Below are 20,536 nucleotides of genomic sequence, written 5' to 3'. Positions count from 1 at the left end.
CTCGCGGTCAAGACTAGACGTCCTCGACCGCTCCCATAGAAGCCGCGCCAGCGCCCCGGAGCACCCAGAAGCACCAAAGCCCGTGGGAACGGTCTTGACCGTGAAGGGGCTTCCCACCGTCTGACGACTCCCACGCGAATAAGCCCACCCCGCCGCTCTGCCCTCACCCCAATCGCCGCTTTTACGTCAAAATCCCCCCATGACGACCACACCTCTCCCCCTGCCCACCTGCTGCACGGCACTGTCCAGCGACTGGCCATTCCCCTTTCCGGCAGAGGGCGCTCGGCTGGTCAGCATGCGCTTCGATCCGGCACGCCTTGACCATGGAGACTTCGGCCGTTGCGGCATTGCGCCCCCACGCGGGGTCAGCAAGCGGCAAACCGAATACCTCGCCGGGCGTCTTTGCGCCCATGAAGCACTACGTCTGACGTGGGGCAACGGCGTGATGGTCAAGCCCAACGAAGACCGCTCGCCCGCCTGGCCGGCCGGCTGTGTCGGCTCGATCACCCATGGCGGCGGCTGGGCAGGCGCGGTCGTCGCGCAGGCCTCGCACTGGCGCGGGCTCGGCCTGGATGTGGAAAGACAACTCGATGTCGGACGCGCCGACCGCCTGATGGAAGAAATCCTGACGCCCGCCGAGCGCCAGGGTTACTCGACCCTGAGCGACACCGAGCGCGCGCTGAAGGTGACCCTCACCTTCTCGCTGAAGGAAAGCCTGTTCAAGGCGCTGTATCCGCTGGTGCGGACGCGCTTCTATTTCGAACACGCCGAACTCGTCCACTTCAGCCGGGACGGTAGCGCCCGTCTGCGCCTGCTCACCGACCTCACACCCGAGTGGACCCGGGGCGCCGAACTCGATGGGCAATTCGTGTGCTTCGAGGATTACCTGCTGAGCCTGGTCAGCATTCGCGCGGCGTAAGCCATTCGCCATCTGCGATTTGTCACTCGAAACACCTGTGGAGACAGTTACTGCCTACGGGGCATGCCACGATCGAAAGTGGGAGTGGTCCTGACCGCGAATGGACTTCGGCAACGAAAGAGAACTGCCTGTCTCATAGTCCAGGCCTGCCGAGCGAGCGCCTCCCTGCCCTCACCCAGCCCTCAGCCTTCTACCCCTGCTTCGTCGGCCAGACGAGGCTGAAGCGGGCACCGCCCAGTTCGCTGTGGTCGAGCTGGGTACGGCCGCCGTGCCAATAGATGATGCGCCGCACGATCGACAGCCCCAGGCCGTGGCCGCCGGAGGCGCGAGTGCGGCTGTCGTCCAGGCGCAGGAAGGGCGTGAACACCTTTTCCCACGCCTCTTCCGGCACACCGGGGCCATCGTCCTCGACATCCAGCCGGGCGCTGGCGCCCTGCATGTGGACGCTCACCCGCACCCGCGATTCGGCGTGGCGCATGGCATTGGTGATCAGGTTGGTCAGCGCGCGGCGCAAGTAGCGCGGCTCGGCTTCGGCCCAGGCGCCGCCGCTCTCCGGCACGCTGCCGGCGCCGCGCTCGACCCGTACGTCCGGACGCAGAGGCGCGAGTTCGGCGATCACTTGGTCGACCAGCGCCTGGAGGTCGACCGCTTCGAAGGTCAGCGCCGGCGAGCCCTGCTCCAGACGCGACAGCACCAGCATTTCATCCACCAGACGGTCAAGGTCGTCGATGTCGGCGTCCATGCCCTCAAGGTATTTCTCACGCGCCTCGGGCTGTTGCGCCTGACCGACCATTTCCAGCCCGAAGCGCAGGCGCGCCACCGGCGTGCGCAGTTCGTGGGCCACGGCGCGCACCATCTCGCGCTGAATGTTCAGCAGCCGCTGCAGGTGCAGCGCCATGCCGTTGAACGCCTCGGCCAGGCGGCCGACCGAGTCGGGGCTGGCGTCGGGCACGCGGGTTTCCAGGGCACCGTCGGCGATGCGAGTCGCGGCGCGCTCGAGCTGGCGGAGGCGGTTTTCCAGCTGGCGAACCAGCAGATAAACCGTCAGCCCGATCAGCGACAGCCCCAGCGCCGTGATCAACGCGAGCAGCTGCGGCGGATAGGGATTCATCTGATACAGCGGCCCGAGCTGGACGATCCAGGGCGTGCCGGCGATGGCGGCAAACACCCGGATCGCGTCGCCGCCGCGGTCCAGCGCCATCACCGTGTCGCCTTCATCCAGGCGCCTTCGCTGATCGTCGTCGAGGCTGGCGCTGTTGCGGGTCACCAACTCCAGCGCGAAACCAAACTGTCGCGCCTCCTTCAATTCGGCCAGGCGCTGCGCCTGCTCTTCCTGCGGGTAGCGGATCAGCTCGTCGATCAGCAGGTAGATAGTGGCGCGCGCCAGCTGCTCGCTGACCTGCTCGACCTCGCCGGTGAGTACCAGGCCGTCCTCGGCGCTCACCAGGCTGTACACCGTCACCGCGTGTGGCCGGGTCTGTTCCACCAGCACATGCCCGCGCAGCAGCCGGCTCTCCAGTCGCCCCTCGAGCCTTACATCCTCGAGGGTACGCACCCGCAGCGGGATACCCAGCAGCCGCCCCCAGAGGTTCGCGGCCTGGCGGCGATCGACGGCCGTCATCTGCCGCATGTTGTAGGCCATCAGATTGAAAGTCCCGCTGGCCAGGCGCTCGCGGTGCTGGTCGGCACGCACCTGGTTGAGCAGATGCACTCCGCCGACGCCCAGCAGCGCCACCAGCAGCAGGACGCCGAGCATGCCCCCGTAGATGCGCAGGAAGATGGATTTCATCGCAGCGGCATCACACCAGCGCCTCGGCCGCTTCGGCGACGAAGAGATAGCCCTTGCCGCGCAGCGTCTTGATCAACCGAGGGTGCTCCGGGTCGTCGCCGATCTTCGGCCGGATGCGCGAGATGCGCACGTCGATGGAGCGGTCCTGGCCGTCGTATTCGATGCCACGCAGCTGGACGAAGATCTCTTCACGCGACAACGTGCGACCCGGGTTGGACACCAACAGCCAGAGCAGGTCGAACTCCGCGCCCGTCAGCTCGATGCCCTGCCCGCGCAGCCAGGCCTCGCGCAGCACGCTGTCGACCACCAGCGGACCGTACTGCAGCCGCCGGGGATCGGCCGCCGCGCCCACCGTGTTGTCCGGCGCCTCGCGACGGCGCAGTAGCGCACGGATACGCGCCAGCAGGACGCGCGGCCTGACCGGCTTGCAGACATAATCATCGGCGCCGTTTTCAAGGCCGATGACCTCGTCGAGGTCGTCATCGCGGGCAGTAAGGATCAGGATCGGACCGTCGTAGCCAGGGCGCACCTGCTGGCAGATGCTATGGCCGTCGGCGCCCGGCAGCATCAGGTCGAGCACCACCAGATCCGGCCGCTCGGCCAGGATGCGTTCGGCAGCTCTGGCGCCATCGGCCTCGATGGCCACACGCAAGCCGTTGAGCTCCAGGTATTCGCGGGTCAGCTGCGCCAGACGCTGATCGTCCTCGACGATGAGGATTTGCCAGGCTTCGTGCTCCACCATCTATCTCCGCAAAGGAAGGCGCAGCCGCTGCGCCAGGCGGTCGGCATTGTAGCAACGGCAGGCGCTTGCGATAGCGCCACCACGAAGCGCCATGAAACACAAGATGTAGTGGTCGTCTCAGACTGAAAAAAAACCAGGGCGGCCTCTCCTGCGACGATAGTAGAACAGTCATGGCGCGGGCTTAGGATCGACGCCGCCTGCAGCACTTTACCCCACGGAAACCCACAGGTTATCCACAGCGTTTCGGCGCTTGCCAGACACCCATCCAAACACTATCTTGTATGCCCATCGCCAAATACACCTACATGTTGGGTTTTGGCACGAATCACAAGCACAAATTGGTTGTCAAAGAAAAGTCCTTTTAAAAGGTTTTTCGGCATAGTAAGTGCAACGTTGTACGACACCCCAGCGGCCGTTAAGCACGACCGCGGGCCGCGCGGCTATCGCCCGGCCCATCCGGTTGCAGCTGTGCTCCACACCGGGGCGCAACACAAGGGGTTGTGGTTGTCACGTGCAAAGCACAAGCGGATTTGAAAGCCAGGAAGGCACTTCGCAGCGTGCTTGCCTGTGATCAAAGGGGCGGCGTCCCGAGTGGTACGCCGCGATGGACCAGGCGACACCGAAGTGTCGATAAATTAGAAACAGTGGAGACCCTAATGCAGACCGAGACCACTCGCGAGAACCCGCAGGCCAGCGCGCCGAAGGCCGCCGATACCACCCAGGATCTGGCAGCCACCGCGCCGGGCCAGCTGCGCGTGATCAAGCGCAACGGCACCGTCGTTCCCTACACCGACGACAAGATCACCGTAGCCATCACCAAGGCGTTCCTCGCAGTGGAAGGCGGTAACGCCGCCGCCTCCTCGCGCATCCACGACACCGTGCAGCGCCTGACCGAGCAGGTCACCGCTACCTTCAAGCGCCGCATGCCTTCGGGCGGCACCATCCACATCGAAGAAATCCAGGACCAGGTCGAGCTGGCCCTGATGCGCTCCGGCGAGCAGAAAGTCGCACGCGACTACGTCATCTACCGCGAAGCCCGCTCCCAGGAGCGCAAGCGCGAAAACGTCGACATGCCGGCCCAGCCGCACCCGACCATCCGCGTCACCAAGGCCGATGGCAGCCTCAGCCCGCTGGACATGGGCCGCCTGCAGACCATCATCGCCGAAGCCTGCGAAGGCCTGGCCGAAGTCGACGGCGCGCTGATCGAGCGTGAAACCCTGAAGAACCTCTACGACGGCGTCGCCGAGAAGGACGTCAACACCGCCCTGGTGATGACCGCCCGTACCCTCGTCGAGCGGGAGCCGAACTACAGCCAGGTGACCGCTCGCCTGCTGATGGACACCCTGCGCGCCGAAGCCCTGGGCTTCCTCGGTGTGGCCGAAAGCGCCACCCACCACGAAATGGCCGAGCTGTACGCCAAGGCCCTGCCCGCCTACGTCGAGAAAGGCGTCGAATTCGAGCTGCTGGCCCCGAACCTCCAGAGCTACGACCTGGCCCGCCTGGGCGCCGCGATCGAGCACGAGCGCGACCAGCAGTTCACCTACCTGGGCCTGCAGACCCTGTACGACCGCTACTTCATCCATAAGGACGGCACCCGCTTCGAACTGCCGCAGATCTTCTTCATGCGCGTGGCCATGGGCCTGGCCATCGAAGAGAAGGACAAGGAAGCGCGCGCCATCGAGTTCTACAACCTGTTGTCGTCCTTCGACTACATGAGCTCGACGCCGACCCTGTTCAACGCCGGCACCCTGCGTCCGCAGCTGTCCTCGTGCTACCTGACCACCGTCCCGGACGACCTGGGCGGCATCTACGACGCCATCCGCGATAACGCCCTGCTGTCCAAATTCGCAGGCGGCCTGGGCAACGACTGGACCCCGGTGCGCGCATTGGGCGCCTACATCAAGGGCACCAACGGCAAGAGCCAGGGCGTCGTGCCCTTCCTCAAGGTGGTCAACGACACCGCCGTTGCGGTCAACCAGGGTGGCAAGCGCAAGGGCGCGGTCTGCGCGTACCTCGAAACCTGGCACATGGACATCGAAGAGTTCATCGAGCTGCGCAAGAACACCGGTGACGACCGTCGCCGTACCCACGACATGAACACCGCGAACTGGATTCCCGACCTGTTCATGAAGCGCGTGTTCGACGATGGCCAGTGGACCCTCTTCTCCCCGTCCGACGTACCGGACCTGCACGACCTGACCGGCCGAGCCTTCGAAGAGCGCTACGAGTACTACGAAGAGCTGACCAAGTACGGCAAGATCAAGCTGTTCAAGACCATCCCCGCCAAAGACCTGTGGCGCAAGATGCTCTCGATGCTGTTCGAGACCGGCCACCCGTGGCTGACCTTCAAGGACCCATGCAACCTGCGCAGCCCGCAGCAGCACGTGGGCGTGGTGCACAGCTCCAACCTCTGCACCGAGATTACCCTGAACACCAACAAGGACGAGATCGCCGTCTGCAACCTGGGCTCGGTCAACCTGCCGAACCACATCGTCGACGGCAAGCTGGACCTCGCCAAGCTGGAGAAGACCGTCAAGACCGCGGTACGCATGCTCGATAACGTCATCGACATCAACTACTACTCGGTCCCGCAGGCGCAGAACTCCAACTTCAAGCACCGCCCGGTGGGCCTGGGCCTGATGGGCTTCCAGGACGCGCTGTACCTGCAGCACATCCCCTACGGTTCGGACGCCGCGGTCGATTTCGCCGACAAGTCCATGGAAGCGATCAGCTACTACGCCATCCAGGCCTCCTGTGACCTGGCCGACGAGCGCGGCGCGTACCAGACCTTCCAGGGCTCGCTCTGGAGCCAGGGCATCCTGCCGCTCGATTCGCAGCAGATCCTCATCGAGCAGCGCGGCCAGAAGTACATCGACGTCGACCTCGCCGAGTCCCTGGACTGGGCCCCGGTGCGCGAGCGCGTGAAGAAAGGCATTCGCAACTCGAACATCATGGCCATCGCACCGACCGCGACCATCGCCAACATCACCGGCGTGTCGCAGTCCATCGAGCCGACCTACCAGAACCTCTACGTGAAGTCGAACCTCTCGGGCGAATTCACCGTGATCAACCCCTACCTGGTGCGCGACCTCAAGGCGCGCGGCCTGTGGGACCCGGTCATGGTCAACGACCTCAAGTACTACGACGGCTCCGTGCAGCAGATCGAGCGCATCCCGCAGGACCTCAAGGACCTCTACGCCACCGCGTTCGAAGTCGAGACCAAGTGGATCGTCGATGCTGCCAGCCGTCGCCAGAAGTGGATCGACCAGGCGCAGTCGCTCAACCTGTACATCGCCGGTGCCTCGGGCAAGAAGCTCGACGTGACCTACCGCATGGCCTGGTACCGTGGTCTGAAGACCACCTACTACCTCCGTGCCCTGGCCGCGACCAGCACCGAGAAGTCCACCATCAACACCGGCAAGCTCAACGCCGTGTCCAGTGGTGGCAACGACGGCCTCAGCGCCGCTCCAGCTCCAGCCGCCGCCCCGGCAGCAGAGCCGAAGCCGGCACCGGTGCCGCTGGCGTGCAGTATCGACAACCCCGACTGCGAAGCCTGCCAGTAATAAAGGAGGCGGACGCATCTGGGCGGCGATCGCTGCGTTGCCTGCCGAGCCGGACCCATCACGTACAGCTGTACGCTCAGGGGTTCCGACTCGACAGGCGCCTTGCGCTCACTCGCCCAGCTTCGCCCTTACACCGAGTGGCCTGATTCGTAGAGTGGATGCCGCTTTTCGCATCCACCGATGCGGTCCACTCATGGTCGACAGCGACCTACAAATTCCGCGCTTTTGCGTGCAAACCAGAAGCCACCCAAACATATCCGACCGGCCATGACCGGTCCCCAATCAGGAGCAATCGCACATGCTGAGCTGGGACGAATTCGACAAACCCGAAGAAGGCACCACCCAGGCCACCGCGCCGCAACCAACCGTTGCCGATGGCAGCGCGCGTCTCGATAACGAAGCCGCAGGCTCGGTCGAAGAAGCCCGCGCCGTCGCCGTCGACGACTCCGACGCCGTCGCCCGCGCCAAGAAAGCCCTCGACGACCTCGACATCCAGGAAGGCCTGGACGAACTCGAAGGCGAATCCGCCCGCGTTCACGTCGGCGACAAGCAGATGATCAACGCCCGCGCCGACCTCAACCAGCTCGTTCCCTTCAAGTACGACTGGGCCTGGCAGAAGTATCTGGATGGTTGCGCCAACCACTGGATGCCGCAGGAAGTGAACATGAACGCCGACATTGCCCTGTGGAAGAGCAAGGACGGCCTCTCCGAAGACGAGCGCCGCATCGTCAAGCGCAACCTCGGCTTCTTCTCCACCGCCGACAGCCTGGTCGCCAACAACCTCGTGCTGGCCGTGTACCGCCTGATCACCAACCCCGAGTGCCGCCAGTACATCCTGCGCCAGGCCTTCGAAGAGGCGATCCATACCCACGCCTACCAGTACTGCATCGAGTCGCTGGGCATGGATGAAGGCGAGATCTTCAACATGTACCACGAGATCCCGAGCGTCGCGAAGAAGGCCTCCTGGGGCCTCAAATACACCCGCTCCATCTCCGACCCGACCTTCACCACCGGCACCGTCGAGACCGACAAAGAGTTCCTGCGCAACCTCATCGCCTACTACTGCGTGCTCGAAGGCATCTTCTTCTACTGCGGCTTCACCCAGATCCTCTCCATGGGCCGCCGCAACAAGATGACCGGCACCGCCGAGCAGTTCCAGTACATCCTGCGCGACGAGTCCATGCACCTGAACTTCGGCATCGACGTGATCAACCAGATCAAGATCGAAAACCCGCACCTGTGGGACGCCGCCATGAAGGACGAAGCGACCCAGATGATCCTCCAGGGCACGCAGCTGGAAATCGAATACGCCCGCGACACCATGCCCCGCGGCGTCCTCGGCATGAACGCCGCGATGATGGAGGATTACCTCAAATTCATCGCCAACCGCCGCCTGACGCAGATCGGGCTGAAGGAAGAGTATCCGGGTACGACCAACCCGTTCCCGTGGATGAGCGAAATCATGGATTTGAAGAAGGAGAAGAACTTCTTCGAGACGCGGGTCATCGAGTACCAGACAGGTGGGGCGTTGAGCTGGGATTGAGTGCCATCCCATCGGACGACACATAAGCTTCCACAAACGACACATAAGCTTATATTGAACGACACATAAGATTACACGCCGAACGACGCACAATCTTAGAAAACGATGCAAAAAAAGAAGGCCGCTTATGCGGCCTTCTTTATATGTGGTTTTTTAAAAATTCAGCAGAGCTCAATGTTCATTGATTAGATAGCTATAAAAGCTACACGAGCAGTACTGGCCGAGACTCTCAAGCTCCAGCCAAATGAGCGAAAGAGTCTAGCTATTCAAAATAGCTCAGTTGACCGCAAAAACTGCTATTTACCCTTAAATAGGGAAATTACTAAAAACGCTTCCTGTTCGGTACTTATATCTCGCCCTCCATTTACCTTCGCGTATGCGGTGGTAGAGTTTGGTCGTACAAGAACTATCTTCGAACACTCATCTTCGCTGATACCGTCCACACCCTCCATCGGCCTTACGATATCATCTTCTGGTGCAACACCTTCTGCCCGTGCATGGATCATATACATCAGCCTCTCTTCAAAAGCTTCAGAGTCGACTATTTTTTTAAGAGTTACATAGGACGGCAATGTTGCATTTCGATCCAGCCACGCTTTTATCTTTTTACGAATACGCCGGACTGTAGCGTCAGATATGATGTACAAAGCTTGCTTGCCATCCTCTGCGTCTGCAACCGCCGCAGCACACGGCTCATTCACGTCATCAGAGTCTACAGCCACCCATTTGGTGCCATTTGACACAAAAACACCAATACCCATGGGTTGAAGCATATTTGGCGCACGCTGCACACCAATGCGACTAAGATCAGCTGTAATCGCATGCTGGAGTTGAATCGCATAGAGCGGACGCAACCTTCCGACACGAACGTAATCAGACTCATTTCTTTCAAATGCGGACATTTCTTCAACATGCCACGTATGAAGCCGCTTCTTGTTCCAATCGATTGAAAACTGTTTCAGCTTCTCCTTGGGACTGCTGATAATAGTTGTCGGTATGCCTCCATCGCCAGACGGTGTGGTCGCAAGAGTGACCTTCTTGACACGTCCTTCACAAACAAAAATAGTCCTTTCTCTTAGTTTCTCAGGACGTACCAAATCACATGCAGGCGTTGCAATTACATAGGCTTTCTTAGGGTTCCCTGAGATGTATTCATTTTTCAAAAAGAAAACATCTCCTAGGTAAAAATAGCCATCCTTCGGCCCAAGCCCTCTGGAAGCTTCACTTTCCAAACGAAAATTTGAATGCAGCATATTCCCAGAGTAAATTTTGCCAGCCGCATAGGTCAGACCAAAACGAGAACGAGGTAATTTCTGCAGTTTCCAACTATCAAGTTCAGCGGCAAGATTCCAGAGCTCTGGAGACGACTCAACCTCATTGACTAGGTATTCCAGCAACAGATCAGATATATAAGTACCCAGCCCAACCTTTTCTATTGCAGCAGTATTATGATGGAGGACAAAGTAGTCGGGCAAATCCAAACTTCTCAAAGTATTTCCCACATTCACTGCAGCTTTACTTATCGCACTTTCAATAAACCCAATCCTTTCATACAAGCGATGAAGCTCTGGCATAAACCGGATGTAATTGGTAAAGACCGCCTGCATTTCTTCTTCATCACGAAAATGATGCTTTGATATCGCCTCAAACTGGGAAGCAAATATCTGCGCCTCCAGAAAAAAACTCTCCCTGACATTCTTAAGCGGCGTTGTCAAAGTCGACATTAAAAAAACAAACGGTTTACATTCCGGGTACATTTCCCGGGTTTTTTTATATACTTCAACAGCATCAGCTGTCGTTATAGGATCACCATTTTCACGCAGTCGCAAATCAATAAAAACCAACTGCGGTTCAGACTTGCAATCATGATAACTATCAACACCAAAACGCTCAGACTCCACACCAACTTTCTTCAAAAACGCTATCAAAGTTTCGAGGTCCGATTTTTTACCGCTGCGGTCTGAGAAAAAATCAGAAAACAACGCCTCTCCGGCCGCACCAAATTCCGCTCGTGCGTTGAAGACTGAGTGCGTATGCTCTAGCGCCTGCAACGCTTCTATTGCATCAGCGTCAGTGATATCCGCAATACCAGTAATTTCACCAATTCGCTCGAGGGCTGCCAGATCAATTCTGTCGATAAAATGCTGTACGTCCTCTTGAGATAGCCCTTTAGTCGGAACCAAATCAAAAGCGTCATCAATAAAATGTGCGGTCTTTACTCCGACGCTTGCAAAAAGCTCCGACAAACTCATTCCATTGACTCCTTCAATTCCAATTCAAATGTATTAAAACGACCACTTCGATAGCGCCCTTCGTCAACTAAACAGAGCCCCCCTCCAAGCATCTCCGCGTTTTGCCTTGCAATATATAAACCTAGCCCTTGACGTCGTGCAGCAGAAGTATTTTTCGTCGAATAGAATGGTTCAAATACAGATTCCTGACGCCCTACAGGAATGCCCGGCCCGTTATCAGAATACTGAATCCTGAGAGGAGACTCTAAAACCTCTATAACAATCTTCCCCTCAAAATTAGCGTGCTCGCATCTAAAAACATCAATCCAATAGATAGAGTTATTAATTAAATTTTCTAAAATTTGTACTACATGCCCCTCAACAATAAATGCATTTACAACTTTTGACTTAGAAGTAATGGCATGAGTTATACGATGCCGATCAAATTGAGCAGCGTGAGCATCCAGAACATAAGTCAACACGTCATATATATTGATATTGCTTCGTCGCTGTCTTGCGCTCACTGAAAGAGGCTCTAGGGTATGGAGTCTTTTTTGAATAACCTTTATCTGTTGAGCAAGAACTTTGAATGCTGCAGCAGTCTCTCCATCAATACTTTTCTTGCCGATCGATTTCAAGGTTACCTGCGTCAACTCTGTCGCCCGAGTTAACTCATGAGCGATTACTTCAACCATCAAGCCAACACCTGCCAACTGGGTCAGCCGCTCCTTCTCTTCTTCAATGGTGCTAATCCGTAGGACGGCCCGTGCATGAGCATCTTTGACCTCAAGAAAGGCATCTTTCACTTCTTCCAACAGTCTTGCATCACCGTTAAAATCTTTTCTAATAGCTTTCAAACTTGCTTTTGTTCTTTGCTCCAACGTATCTACGGCAGAGCTTTCCTTCAGCGAGTCAAATGTCAATTCAGCTTGTCGCTTTTGGACCTTACCGGCGTCATTAAGATAATCGTGCCACCATCTAGACACCACCACATTCAAAAGCTGAACCAACACCTCGCTTTCTGGACAATCCTTTAATCCCTGCCTGTTGGTTTGATCCAACAACTTAGGATTGTTATTCCTTGTTATATTGACACGCCCAATTAGTTGCTTAGTGTTTAACTTATACCCACTTGCAGCAAGTGCTTCGCGATCCAAACCAAGCCAATCGTCACCCGCATCACCGTATGGCAATACCCGGTATCCATCGCGGAAAAGACAGATGCCGGTCCATGCCTTGATCAAAGACCTTACAGCTTCACGATCACCTACCCCCTCCATCGCCTTTAGTCTCTGCCGATTGAACCAGTAAAACTCAAACGTGAAGGGGCCTAGTGTTTTGAGTGTCGAATGTGGCTGCCCACTCTGCTTTAGACCCGACTGCGAATACAGATCGCTTAAGTCAAAAACATGTTCGGTCTTTGGGCCATCATACAAACTGGACTCAAGGTTAACTATTAACCTCGGCTGACCAGAAATCACCTCATATCGCCCATAGCACTTACCATGAGCATTTTCCAGTAGGCCTTTGGCAACAACCTTTACTTGATCAACCGCAACACCATTGAACTCAAGCCTAACCTGAAAGCGGCGTTTCTCAGCCCAAGAGAAAGGATCCATCATTCGAGAAATTTGGGATTTGGCTATATTCATTAGCCGTTCAGACGTCCAGACTGCAGAAATATCCGAAATTATTACTCTGGTAAACGAAACTCCAAGTTCTTTACGATCACCATACTCAGGCTTTATTTTTACGCTGCTCGCCGGCTTATCATATGCGCGCTCGAATTCACGCCAGTCGATTACCAACACATTGACTTTATCATCATCCACAGTTGCGGTTTCAACGCGCAGGTGCCGGCCCAAGCGCATCGCAGAAAGACGACCAACACCCTTTTCGCCAAGGTAAGGCGACTTATCATCACCATCAGCCAAAGACTGACTGACTGCCTTTGCTCGGCTCGTAGTCCCAATGGTTAGAAATACGTCTTGGAGGTCGTCACGAGACATCCCATGCCCGGAGTCTGAAACAACAATCCGATTACACCATCTGTAAGCTTCAGTTACTTTCTGTTTAAAGTCTTCAATAGACTTACTGCTCTGTACTTCAGATAGAAACCGGGATTTAAGCTCTTCCGGAGCATTAGCCAATACACGATTAGCTATTTCGCTTTTTAGCTGCGAAAGCGTAACTCCGTCAAGACTCTCGATCATATCCAGCACGCTAGATACGTCAGAGGATCGAATCACAATTTCAAAGACGACGTCGACGCCAGTAGTAGACTTCGCATCTATCGAGTTTTTTATAAGCTCGTATAAGGCAACAGCATCCGAAGATATTAAATCCGCCCCTAGATGCAGAATAGTTCTTGCAGTAATCTCAAATGACATATATTAAAATCCTTTTATAGAGAACAGACTAGGCATCCCTGATCATCGTCTTCTTCCGGAGTTTCAGTCGAATCGAGCTCTGAGAAAACAGCAATCAATGTCGAGTTATCTTTACGTTGTGCCATGCGCTCCACACGCAACGCATGGTCGCGCTTAATTTGAGCCATACGCTCTGGCCGCTCCAACTCGGCAAGACTTTCGCCCTGACTCCAAGTAAAGAAATTCCCTGTTTTCTCAAACGGAACTTCATACTCTTTGGCCTTCTCGTATAAGTCGGGATGGGTTTCCTTCAGCTTCACCCATTCGATTTTTTGCTGATAAAAGCAGAAATAGCAGCCGGAACGGGTTCGCCCCCACTTAGTGTAGGGAGGCATCCCCACACCCGAGACACGCAGAATTTCCTCGATGTCGCGCAGGATTAACCCATCCTCTTGGAAGGGATAGACTGCTTCGATATTCGTTTTGTGGCTGATGTACCCCGTGCGATTTTCGTCCGCACGTAGGCCTACATAGTTGATGATCGGCTGGTCACCACAGAAGTCCTCAAACGGCTTGAGCTTGAGCATTTTTGTGCACCAGCGACGATGATTGGAGGGAATCATCCCTCCATACATGTCATACCAGTGGTCGAAACCAAGGTCTGCGTTCAACCGATGCAACGGCTTACCTAAGTAATTCTCAAGTCGCTGCAAATAGTCGTAGGTTTCGGGCAGCTCTTTACCGGTATCGCTGAAGATGTACTCCATCTCTGGCACACGATCTCGCATGTAGATCGCCAATGCAGCACTGTCTTTGCCACCGGAGAGGCTGAGGATATGTCTAACCTGTGGTTCGTTGCTCATTGCTCAGCCCTTTCTCTTGGTGTTCAGTTGAACCCTGCTGCAGTTGCAGCAGGGCTTGAGCCAAGGCTGACGCAGCCATACTCACGTCACCGCCCACTTGTTCTGTGAGCGTCTCCAACAAGCTATTAGCTCGGTCTTTAGTCTCTTGATCTGAGCTAAGCAACATTGCGGCTTCCTCGCCGCTTGGCAGAGTCAAGGTAACGCCTAAGAACCGTTGAGCCTGGCGCTCAAAGTCGCCTTTGCGCATTGCCACGCGCAGCCAGCGTTTGTAACGCCCACAAAGCTCTAGAACAGCCTCGGCAAACCTAGGCGCGTCATCGTCCTTCCAAATATCCAAGGGGCGGTGTATCACGACACTTGCAATCGAATCCATCCACTTGTCATCGGTAAGCGTGATGTCCGCGCATCGCATGATGAAGGCTTTCAAATCTGCCTCAGCTAACGAGCTAGCCGTGTCGGCACACTCTTCTTGTAGCTGAGACCGTAGCGCCTTCAGAGGACCGGTAATCTCGAACGCTTGTGCCATGGACAGGCTGACGTCATCTTGCAAACGTCTATACGCGATACCCAGCTCTGTGAGGCTTTCTTTAAGAACCTCGGCAAAACCTAAGCCCTCTTTGCCTTTCACCCCGGTCAGAACTCTTGGAATGTCAGTCGCCAACATCTCGACTGGATCCGTCGCACGCTTAATCACATCACGCAATGCTTTAGCGTAAGTCGATAAGCGCAAGGTTTCTTGCGCATATTGGGGCAAACGGTTGTACCAGAGGATCAGCGCCTTAGCCACATCCAGGTAAGAGGCATTTAGCCCAACCTGTACGCCAACGGAGGTCAAAGCCGTGGCGTACTCGTTGATCAACGCCTGTCGCTCTTTGAACGTATCGAAACGGCGGAAGCTAAAGGTCTGAGGGCTGCGGAGCATGCGCTGCATGTGGTCTGAAGTCAGCTCCAGCATGAGGCTGCCACGTTCAAAAATCGCACAAGACTCTTTGTTCAACAGCAGATAGGTCACACACCATACTGTTGCAGGACCACCACGCACCCCCAACGGTGGCTGCGCCAACTTATTGATCACCTCCGCAAAAGTAACTTTCCCGTCGGTCATTAGCAGTTGATCGAGCTCAGCCCAAACCTTACGGATACCGGCAGGCGAGTTGCTATCAGGAGCGCTCAACTCCCAGCGCCCCGAGGCCCCTTTCTTATGTAAGCCTGTAGATTGCAACAAGGTGCTGTAAAGCAGCCTTTCCGGAGGAAACTCTGAGATACCCAGTAGCTCCTCGCCGACATTCTTATCGATCAAATCAAACAAGCGTTGCCGTGCTGCGTTGATCGCTGAGGACGGCTTTTCTTTGTTGATAAGCTCGTTATGAATAACTGGTGCGGCCTTGTAGACGGTGTCAAACAGCCATGAAGCGGCCTGACTCAGGTTCATCATCTCGCTGTTCTGAACCTCTTTACCGCGGTGCCAATATTTGAGGTCCGTAGCACCTCTTGCCTGGCGGTTCAGAAGCGCAATTACAAGACGAGACACCTGATCACGTGCCTTGCTGAGCTGAGACTCAACATGACGCTCGGTCCACGGATCGAGGAAGCGACTCTTAACTTCATCGTGCACCATTACCCAACGGGAATACTCAACCAAAGCGTCGCGCTCGACAGGCCCGACCTTCACGATTGCAGTAAGCGTCAAAACATCCTTAGTCGACGCAGCTACAGCCTTGGCGGCATCCACCTGCTCAGGAACGGATCCATCAACGAAAACCAGCCCAATCCCGCCATCATGCTGCGCAAAATTGCCGATGCTTTGTTTGATCTTTTCCGGGGTGCCAGCGATCACCCGGACGGAACGCAGTGTGCCGGTCTGCTGATAATGACGGCTCGCAATGACGCTCCGCTCAGCCAGCGCTTGAGAAATGCCGTTAAACATCAACTCATCAGCTGAGCGCCGCTTCGTTTCCTGGTAAAGCGCCTCAACGTTGACAGCCTGACTTACCGCGAAAACATAGTCCTGGCTGGCATGTCGGCTCACCAGAATCTGCTTGTCGTCCAGCTCCTTCAGAGCGCCAGCGATTTGCTGAATATCCCCTTCAGCTGTCTGCCTCAGTGTGAAGCTGAGCAAATCAACCGAAGCACGCACATGGAGAACAGGTGCAACCAGCTCGATCACCGCAATCGACTTGAGCAAATCAAGCTGCAGCGCACTCAACTCAGCATCACTACGCTCAATGACTGAGCGAGCAAAATCCCAACGGCGCTCTGCTTCAAGATCACGGAAACGCAGGCCAATGCCTGTAGTGAGATAGTTAAAAAGCTCAGTCAGCCCATACCACGCAGTGGAACTGACTTCTGTTTGGTCTGCGTAGTCACGCAATGCGGCGGACTCATGACCGCGCATAAACGCGTGGAAAGAGCGCTCGCTCTGACCAAAGCGCTTGGAGATAACGGCTAGCGAAGCCAAAGCTGCAGGGTGCAGCGGGTAAAGAAATTCCGCTCGTGAGAACAATTCACTTTCAGCAGTATTACGAAAGAATTTGTGCTCAGTACTTTGCTGATAGAGGCGGCGAGCCTCCTGCTGAATTGGCGCTGACTCAGTGATGGCAGGCTTTGCCCCTAACGCATGCAATGCGAAATGCGCGTAGCGCTCCACTGGCTCATCAAAAGGCACATCATCAAAGCGAGCAGAAACCTTGTGCCACTCATCTGGCAGGGTCCTACCCACCCCTTTGGCATATGAGTCGAAGTGCTGATGCAGCATGGTGAGCACGAGCAAACCATCATCGGTTGGGTGTGAGGCGGCCTCAGCAATTTGCTGAAGCGACATCAAATCACCGGCCTCAGGGTTTAGAGCAGCATGCTCGATAAATTTACCGAGTTCGTCGATGAGCAGTAACACACCGCAATGCCCAGCCGACTTAGTCACCGCCACGAAATCATTTAAGAGGCTGTTGAGGGCCGCGTTTAGGGGCAAATCGCGGTAAGTCTGCGTCTTAATATCCAGCTGCCGCTTTATCTCGGTGGCTGAACGACTCTTCGGAAGATACTCAAGAGCTTCGAGTACAGATTGGGCCAAGGCTTCGCCAAGAGAGAAACGCGACCCACTGATGGCCAAAGCAAACCGGTTTTGCTCTTGAGGGAAAAGCGCTGCGATCTCGGGTGACAAGTCGATGAGTTGCTTGAAAATCCCGCGTGAGCTGTCTTTGCCTTCCAGTAGGCGAGCAAATAGCAATCCAAGAGCCGACTTACCACTACCGTAAGGGCCAATGATTTTCCACGCGCGCTGTGCGCTTCCAGCTTTGAGTGCGCCGCCTACCTGACGTAGCACGGCTAGAACGGCGGGTGTAATCAGATAGCTATCCAGCGAGTCAGGAGAGCGCAAGTCTCGACTCATGGATATAGAGCGTAGGAATTTGGAGTCCAGCTCGATGTGATCAATCAGACGTTCAGACATTCAATTCTTCTCCTGCTGCCGACAAGCACTCAGCCCAGTCAGGTAGCTGGGCGTGCTCCAGGATCACTTGCTGGGTGTCAGCAGTGTCTACAAAGCGGATAACCCCGCCGAACTCATGCTCTATACCTTCGAGTAGGCTTTTCACCTGAAACTCGTCCAGGCGAAACACGCTGCCCGGGCTGAAGTCCCCGTGCACGATTTGGCTGAGGCCAAGCGTCGTCGAATTTTGGCGGGCAAAATAGTCAATAAGTGCAAATAGGAACACGCGGGAAGACAGCCCCAACGGAGCATTTCGGCCTACGAGGTAAATGGTTCTGCCGTCATCGGCAGTGACGTACTCAAACAAGCCAAGATCCTGCAGCGGACACCACGAGGTGTCATCAGAAGCAGAATCCTCTCGCTTGTAGGAGTGAAGGAAAATACTGACATGCTGCTCAAGCGTAGAGGCTGCGAGTTTCTTGCCGCTTTTGTCGGCCCGATCACCCAAGCCCGAAATCAGGTTCTTGCGATCAAAGCGCGAGTAGTTGGCGCTTCCAAACACTAGATTCCAAACAGCGACTTCGGCATGAGTGGCGATCCACCAATGGAACAGCCAAAGAGACTCCGGCTGCTCTAGGTAGGGATCCCAGCCATCGTTCGAGAGCACCAGTCGACCGAGTGGACCAGGCTGCAATCCGCCGTCTTTACGCCCCTCTACGACACCAAAGGCCTCGCCCCAGAACTGTATCGACTTAACCATATTACGGCCGATACCCAAGGTGATCGTTGCCTGAGCCTCATCTTTGAGTGCTAGCGGATCGGAGAGAATCGCTTGATGCAGCTTAGGTAACCAGCCATAACGGCAAACAAAGGATTCATGACCTGAAAAACGCTCATCCCGGCGCTGTGGGCTCGACATCACGCCTTCCTCCCTGAAGCCAAATTCTGTGAAGCAACCTGCTCTGCAACCTGAGCAGCTGGCTCGATGATGATACGTTTTGTGATGGCGTCGAAGTAGATGTCGACCTGATCACCTTCCTCTAACCCGGCATTTCTAAGCAACTGCTCGCTGAGCGCAACGCGCCCAAGCTTTTGTATCCTGCGAGTATCAAACAAAACCTTCATCCCACGCGCTCCAAGCCTCGTTGCAGGCTTTATGAATACTTTTAGAGTACTTTATTGAGAGAGGTTTAGCAGCGAAAAATGGCGTACAAAAATGCCTTTTTCATTGTTAGTTCAATCGATTAGCCCCATAGTGAGCACTGGTGGCGGATCATCGATGGGGGGAAGAATGCGCAGCCGTGACCAACCTCGGCGTGGCGGCATTACCTTCACAGTGACGCTTTGATCGGTGCTATTCTTGGGGCCTGCCCAAGAGCTTCCTCTCCCGGGTATGCATACCGGTGATGAAACGTGGTTTGAGGCGGTCTCGTTGAGGCCGCCTTTGTCATTTCTGGGGACAGCATTTCATCGCTGAGCAGATGGCCAACCCTCAGATAGCTGCTGTGTTGAAAGCACGCTGACTGTAGCGCCGCTGTCCGCAGGCGCTGCGACTCGCGCCTACTGGCAAGCTCAATGCCAAGCCAGCCACGGACCGCGGGAATTATCTGCAATTATCTCGACATAGATAATTGATCATTTTATAGCCAGGCCTCCTGCCAGTAGTTGTCGCAACAGCATTTGCTGATCGCCTTCAGCCCTCGAGCAGGCCTAGCTGGTGAAGCACATTCGCTGCTCTTGCTACAGCCGACCAGCCCTTCCCGCTACACTCGGCCCCTTACCCCACAGGAGCAACTCGTGTCCGATCGTGTCACCCAGGAAAAGAACTGCCAGACCTGCAGCAAGCCGTTCACTGCAACCATGACCAAGCTGCTGGGCCATTTCCCGGTGCCGGCGGCCAAATTCCGCCAGCAGGCTGAAGAGTGCCCGAGCTGTAAGGAAGCTTACAGGGCGAAGATGGAGGCAACCGCGCGCAGGCGGCGCCTGAACTTCACGGAGGGCCAGGTGAAGGAGTACTTCACCGTGAATCCCCCAGCGCAGGGGGACACCCTGATCCTCGCAATGAGCCAATTCCACCGCAACGCGTACCGACTGGTGCGCGTGGTGAATCCGGCCAGCGGCAAGCAGCTGCGGATCATCGTTGACAAAGGTGATGCCTTCGGCGGGGCTTCCTACTACCGGACAGGCAAAAGCACCTTCGCACCTAAAGGGCAGACCGTGCTCAGGCCCTACGTCGCCATGGTGGCGGAAAAGCTCAACTACGAGTCCGAAACGGACTTGAGTGATGCAGATCTGCAGGCACTGCTGGGCGGCTGAGTTCTGCCCCCTACCTGGGACGCAACTCAGAAGCAGTTCGACACCATATCGGTGATCCTTGTGGCTGGGGACGAAGCGTTGACTGGCCCGCTGGGCTTCGCTACCAAGCACCCCACCACAAACCCTCTTGCAATCAAAGAAAGTGCTTCAGTACGCTCGACCTAATGGCGCTGCATCACACCCATAAGACTTGATGGCCTTGCCATCATGGCTAAACAGACAGGATTGATTTCAACAGGAAGAGGTACTCCCGTGCAGTTCACCCTAATTCGACGCATCAGCTTTCACTCGCCAGCCGCTGGGCTGGTAACAAAAATCGTGGCCAAGAACATTGAGTCCAACATCCCTCCACAGGTGGGCTACGAATATGAAGACTCTGCCTGGCATCGTAACGACCACCCGAAGGTTGAGTCGGTGGTGATCAACACCGATTCGGGCATTTGCGTTGTTGAGCTGAGTCCTATGATTACAGAACAAGCTGAATACGTGGAAAGGGCATTCCAGATCGTACTTAAGCACCCTGGTTGGAGAGACTGGCTCCGCAACTAACCACTATGAAACGCCCCAGCTGCTCGGCCGGGGCGCGTGGTTATGCGAACAGCCTGACGCTCACTCCTGCCCTATGTGACTGACAAAAGGGGACTGACAAAAGGGGACAGATTGAACTACCCCCGGTTTCACGGACACCGGCCTAAGAGACAGCGTGTAGGCTTTCAAATTCGAATGGCGTCATGTACGCCAGATATGAATGCCGTCGCTGCCGGTTGTAAAACA

At 56.0% G+C, this 20,536-nt stretch carries 13 protein-coding genes; 5 read left to right on the top strand and 8 right to left on the bottom strand.

Annotated elements, in window-relative coordinates; genetic code table 11:
- Positions 1 to 199: 199 nt before the first annotated feature.
- Positions 200 to 919: a 4'-phosphopantetheinyl transferase family protein gene (locus G7026_RS14020; RefSeq protein WP_181071540.1), complete on the top strand. Its 720-nt coding sequence runs from the start codon at positions 200 to 202 to the stop codon at positions 917 to 919.
- 190 nt (positions 920 to 1,109) lie between these two features.
- Here G7026_RS14020 and G7026_RS14015 read toward each other — a convergent pair whose 3' ends face one another.
- A complete protein-coding gene (locus G7026_RS14015; RefSeq protein WP_181071539.1) occupies positions 1,110 to 2,708 on the bottom strand; it encodes an ATP-binding protein in 1,599 nt (532 codons plus the stop codon).
- A 10-nt stretch (positions 2,709 to 2,718) separates the two neighbouring features.
- Complete coding sequence (locus tag G7026_RS14010) at positions 2,719 to 3,447, bottom strand: winged helix-turn-helix domain-containing protein (protein ID WP_181071794.1); 729 nt, start codon at positions 3,445 to 3,447, stop codon at positions 2,719 to 2,721.
- A 659-nt stretch (positions 3,448 to 4,106) separates the two neighbouring features.
- Between G7026_RS14010 and G7026_RS14005 the strand changes: the two genes are divergently transcribed.
- Together G7026_RS14005 and G7026_RS14000 are read left to right on the top strand one after the other, a co-directional pair.
- On the top strand, positions 4,107 to 7,013 hold the full coding sequence (locus tag G7026_RS14005) for a ribonucleoside-diphosphate reductase subunit alpha (RefSeq protein ID WP_181071538.1): 2,907 nt from the start codon (positions 4,107 to 4,109) through the stop codon (positions 7,011 to 7,013).
- 298 nt (positions 7,014 to 7,311) lie between these two features.
- Positions 7,312 to 8,556 (top strand): ribonucleotide-diphosphate reductase subunit beta, encoded by a 1,245-nt coding sequence (locus G7026_RS14000; RefSeq protein ID WP_181071537.1) that lies wholly within the window; start codon positions 7,312 to 7,314, stop codon positions 8,554 to 8,556.
- A gap of 296 nt (positions 8,557 to 8,852) precedes the next feature.
- Here the strand turns inward: G7026_RS14000 and G7026_RS13995 are convergent, their stop codons facing one another.
- Genes G7026_RS13995 through G7026_RS13970 form a run of 6 tightly spaced genes read right to left on the bottom strand, consistent with a single transcriptional unit; the run spans position 8,853 to position 18,571 of the window.
- Positions 8,853 to 10,808, bottom strand: coding sequence for a hypothetical protein (locus tag G7026_RS13995; protein ID WP_181071536.1), 1,956 nt, complete (start codon positions 10,806 to 10,808; stop codon positions 8,853 to 8,855).
- Positions 10,805 to 13,177, bottom strand: a complete 2,373-nt coding sequence (locus G7026_RS13990; protein ID WP_181071535.1) for a sensor histidine kinase — start codon at positions 13,175 to 13,177, stop codon at positions 10,805 to 10,807. Before G7026_RS13990 ends, G7026_RS13995 begins: the two co-directional genes overlap by 4 nt.
- A 14-nt stretch (positions 13,178 to 13,191) precedes the next feature.
- Positions 13,192 to 14,019, bottom strand: coding sequence for a phosphoadenosine phosphosulfate reductase family protein (locus G7026_RS13985; protein ID WP_181071534.1), 828 nt, complete (start codon positions 14,017 to 14,019; stop codon positions 13,192 to 13,194).
- Positions 13,997 to 17,467 carry a hypothetical protein gene (locus G7026_RS13980; RefSeq protein ID WP_181071533.1) on the bottom strand — a complete coding sequence of 1,157 codons (3,471 nt, stop codon included), beginning with the start codon at positions 17,465 to 17,467 and terminating at the stop codon, positions 13,997 to 13,999. Before G7026_RS13980 ends, G7026_RS13985 begins: the two co-directional genes overlap by 23 nt.
- A complete protein-coding gene (locus G7026_RS13975) occupies positions 17,460 to 18,365 on the bottom strand; it encodes a DUF4007 family protein (protein ID WP_181071532.1) in 906 nt (301 codons plus the stop codon). Before G7026_RS13975 ends, G7026_RS13980 begins: the two co-directional genes overlap by 8 nt.
- Positions 18,365 to 18,571, bottom strand: coding sequence for a hypothetical protein (locus tag G7026_RS13970; RefSeq protein ID WP_003303917.1), 207 nt, complete (start codon positions 18,569 to 18,571; stop codon positions 18,365 to 18,367). The genes G7026_RS13975 and G7026_RS13970 overlap by 1 nt, the downstream gene beginning before the upstream one ends.
- Before the next feature lie 672 nt (positions 18,572 to 19,243).
- Between G7026_RS13970 and G7026_RS13965 the strand changes: the two genes are divergently transcribed.
- Both G7026_RS13965 and G7026_RS13960 read left to right on the top strand, forming a co-directional pair.
- Entirely contained in the window at positions 19,244 to 19,762 is a 519-nt protein-coding gene (locus tag G7026_RS13965; RefSeq protein WP_181071531.1) for a hypothetical protein, read from the top strand.
- A gap of 207 nt (positions 19,763 to 19,969) precedes the next feature.
- On the top strand, positions 19,970 to 20,311 hold the full coding sequence (locus G7026_RS13960) for a hypothetical protein (RefSeq protein WP_219858439.1): 342 nt from the start codon (positions 19,970 to 19,972) through the stop codon (positions 20,309 to 20,311).
- The last annotated feature ends 225 nt before the right edge of the window (positions 20,312 to 20,536 follow it).

This window comes from Stutzerimonas azotifigens (genome assembly GCF_013522725.1).
Classification (GTDB): domain Bacteria; phylum Pseudomonadota; class Gammaproteobacteria; order Pseudomonadales; family Pseudomonadaceae; genus Stutzerimonas; species Stutzerimonas azotifigens_A.
The sequence above is the reverse complement of the archived record's forward strand: the minus strand, read 5'-3'. Positions and strand labels throughout refer to the sequence as shown.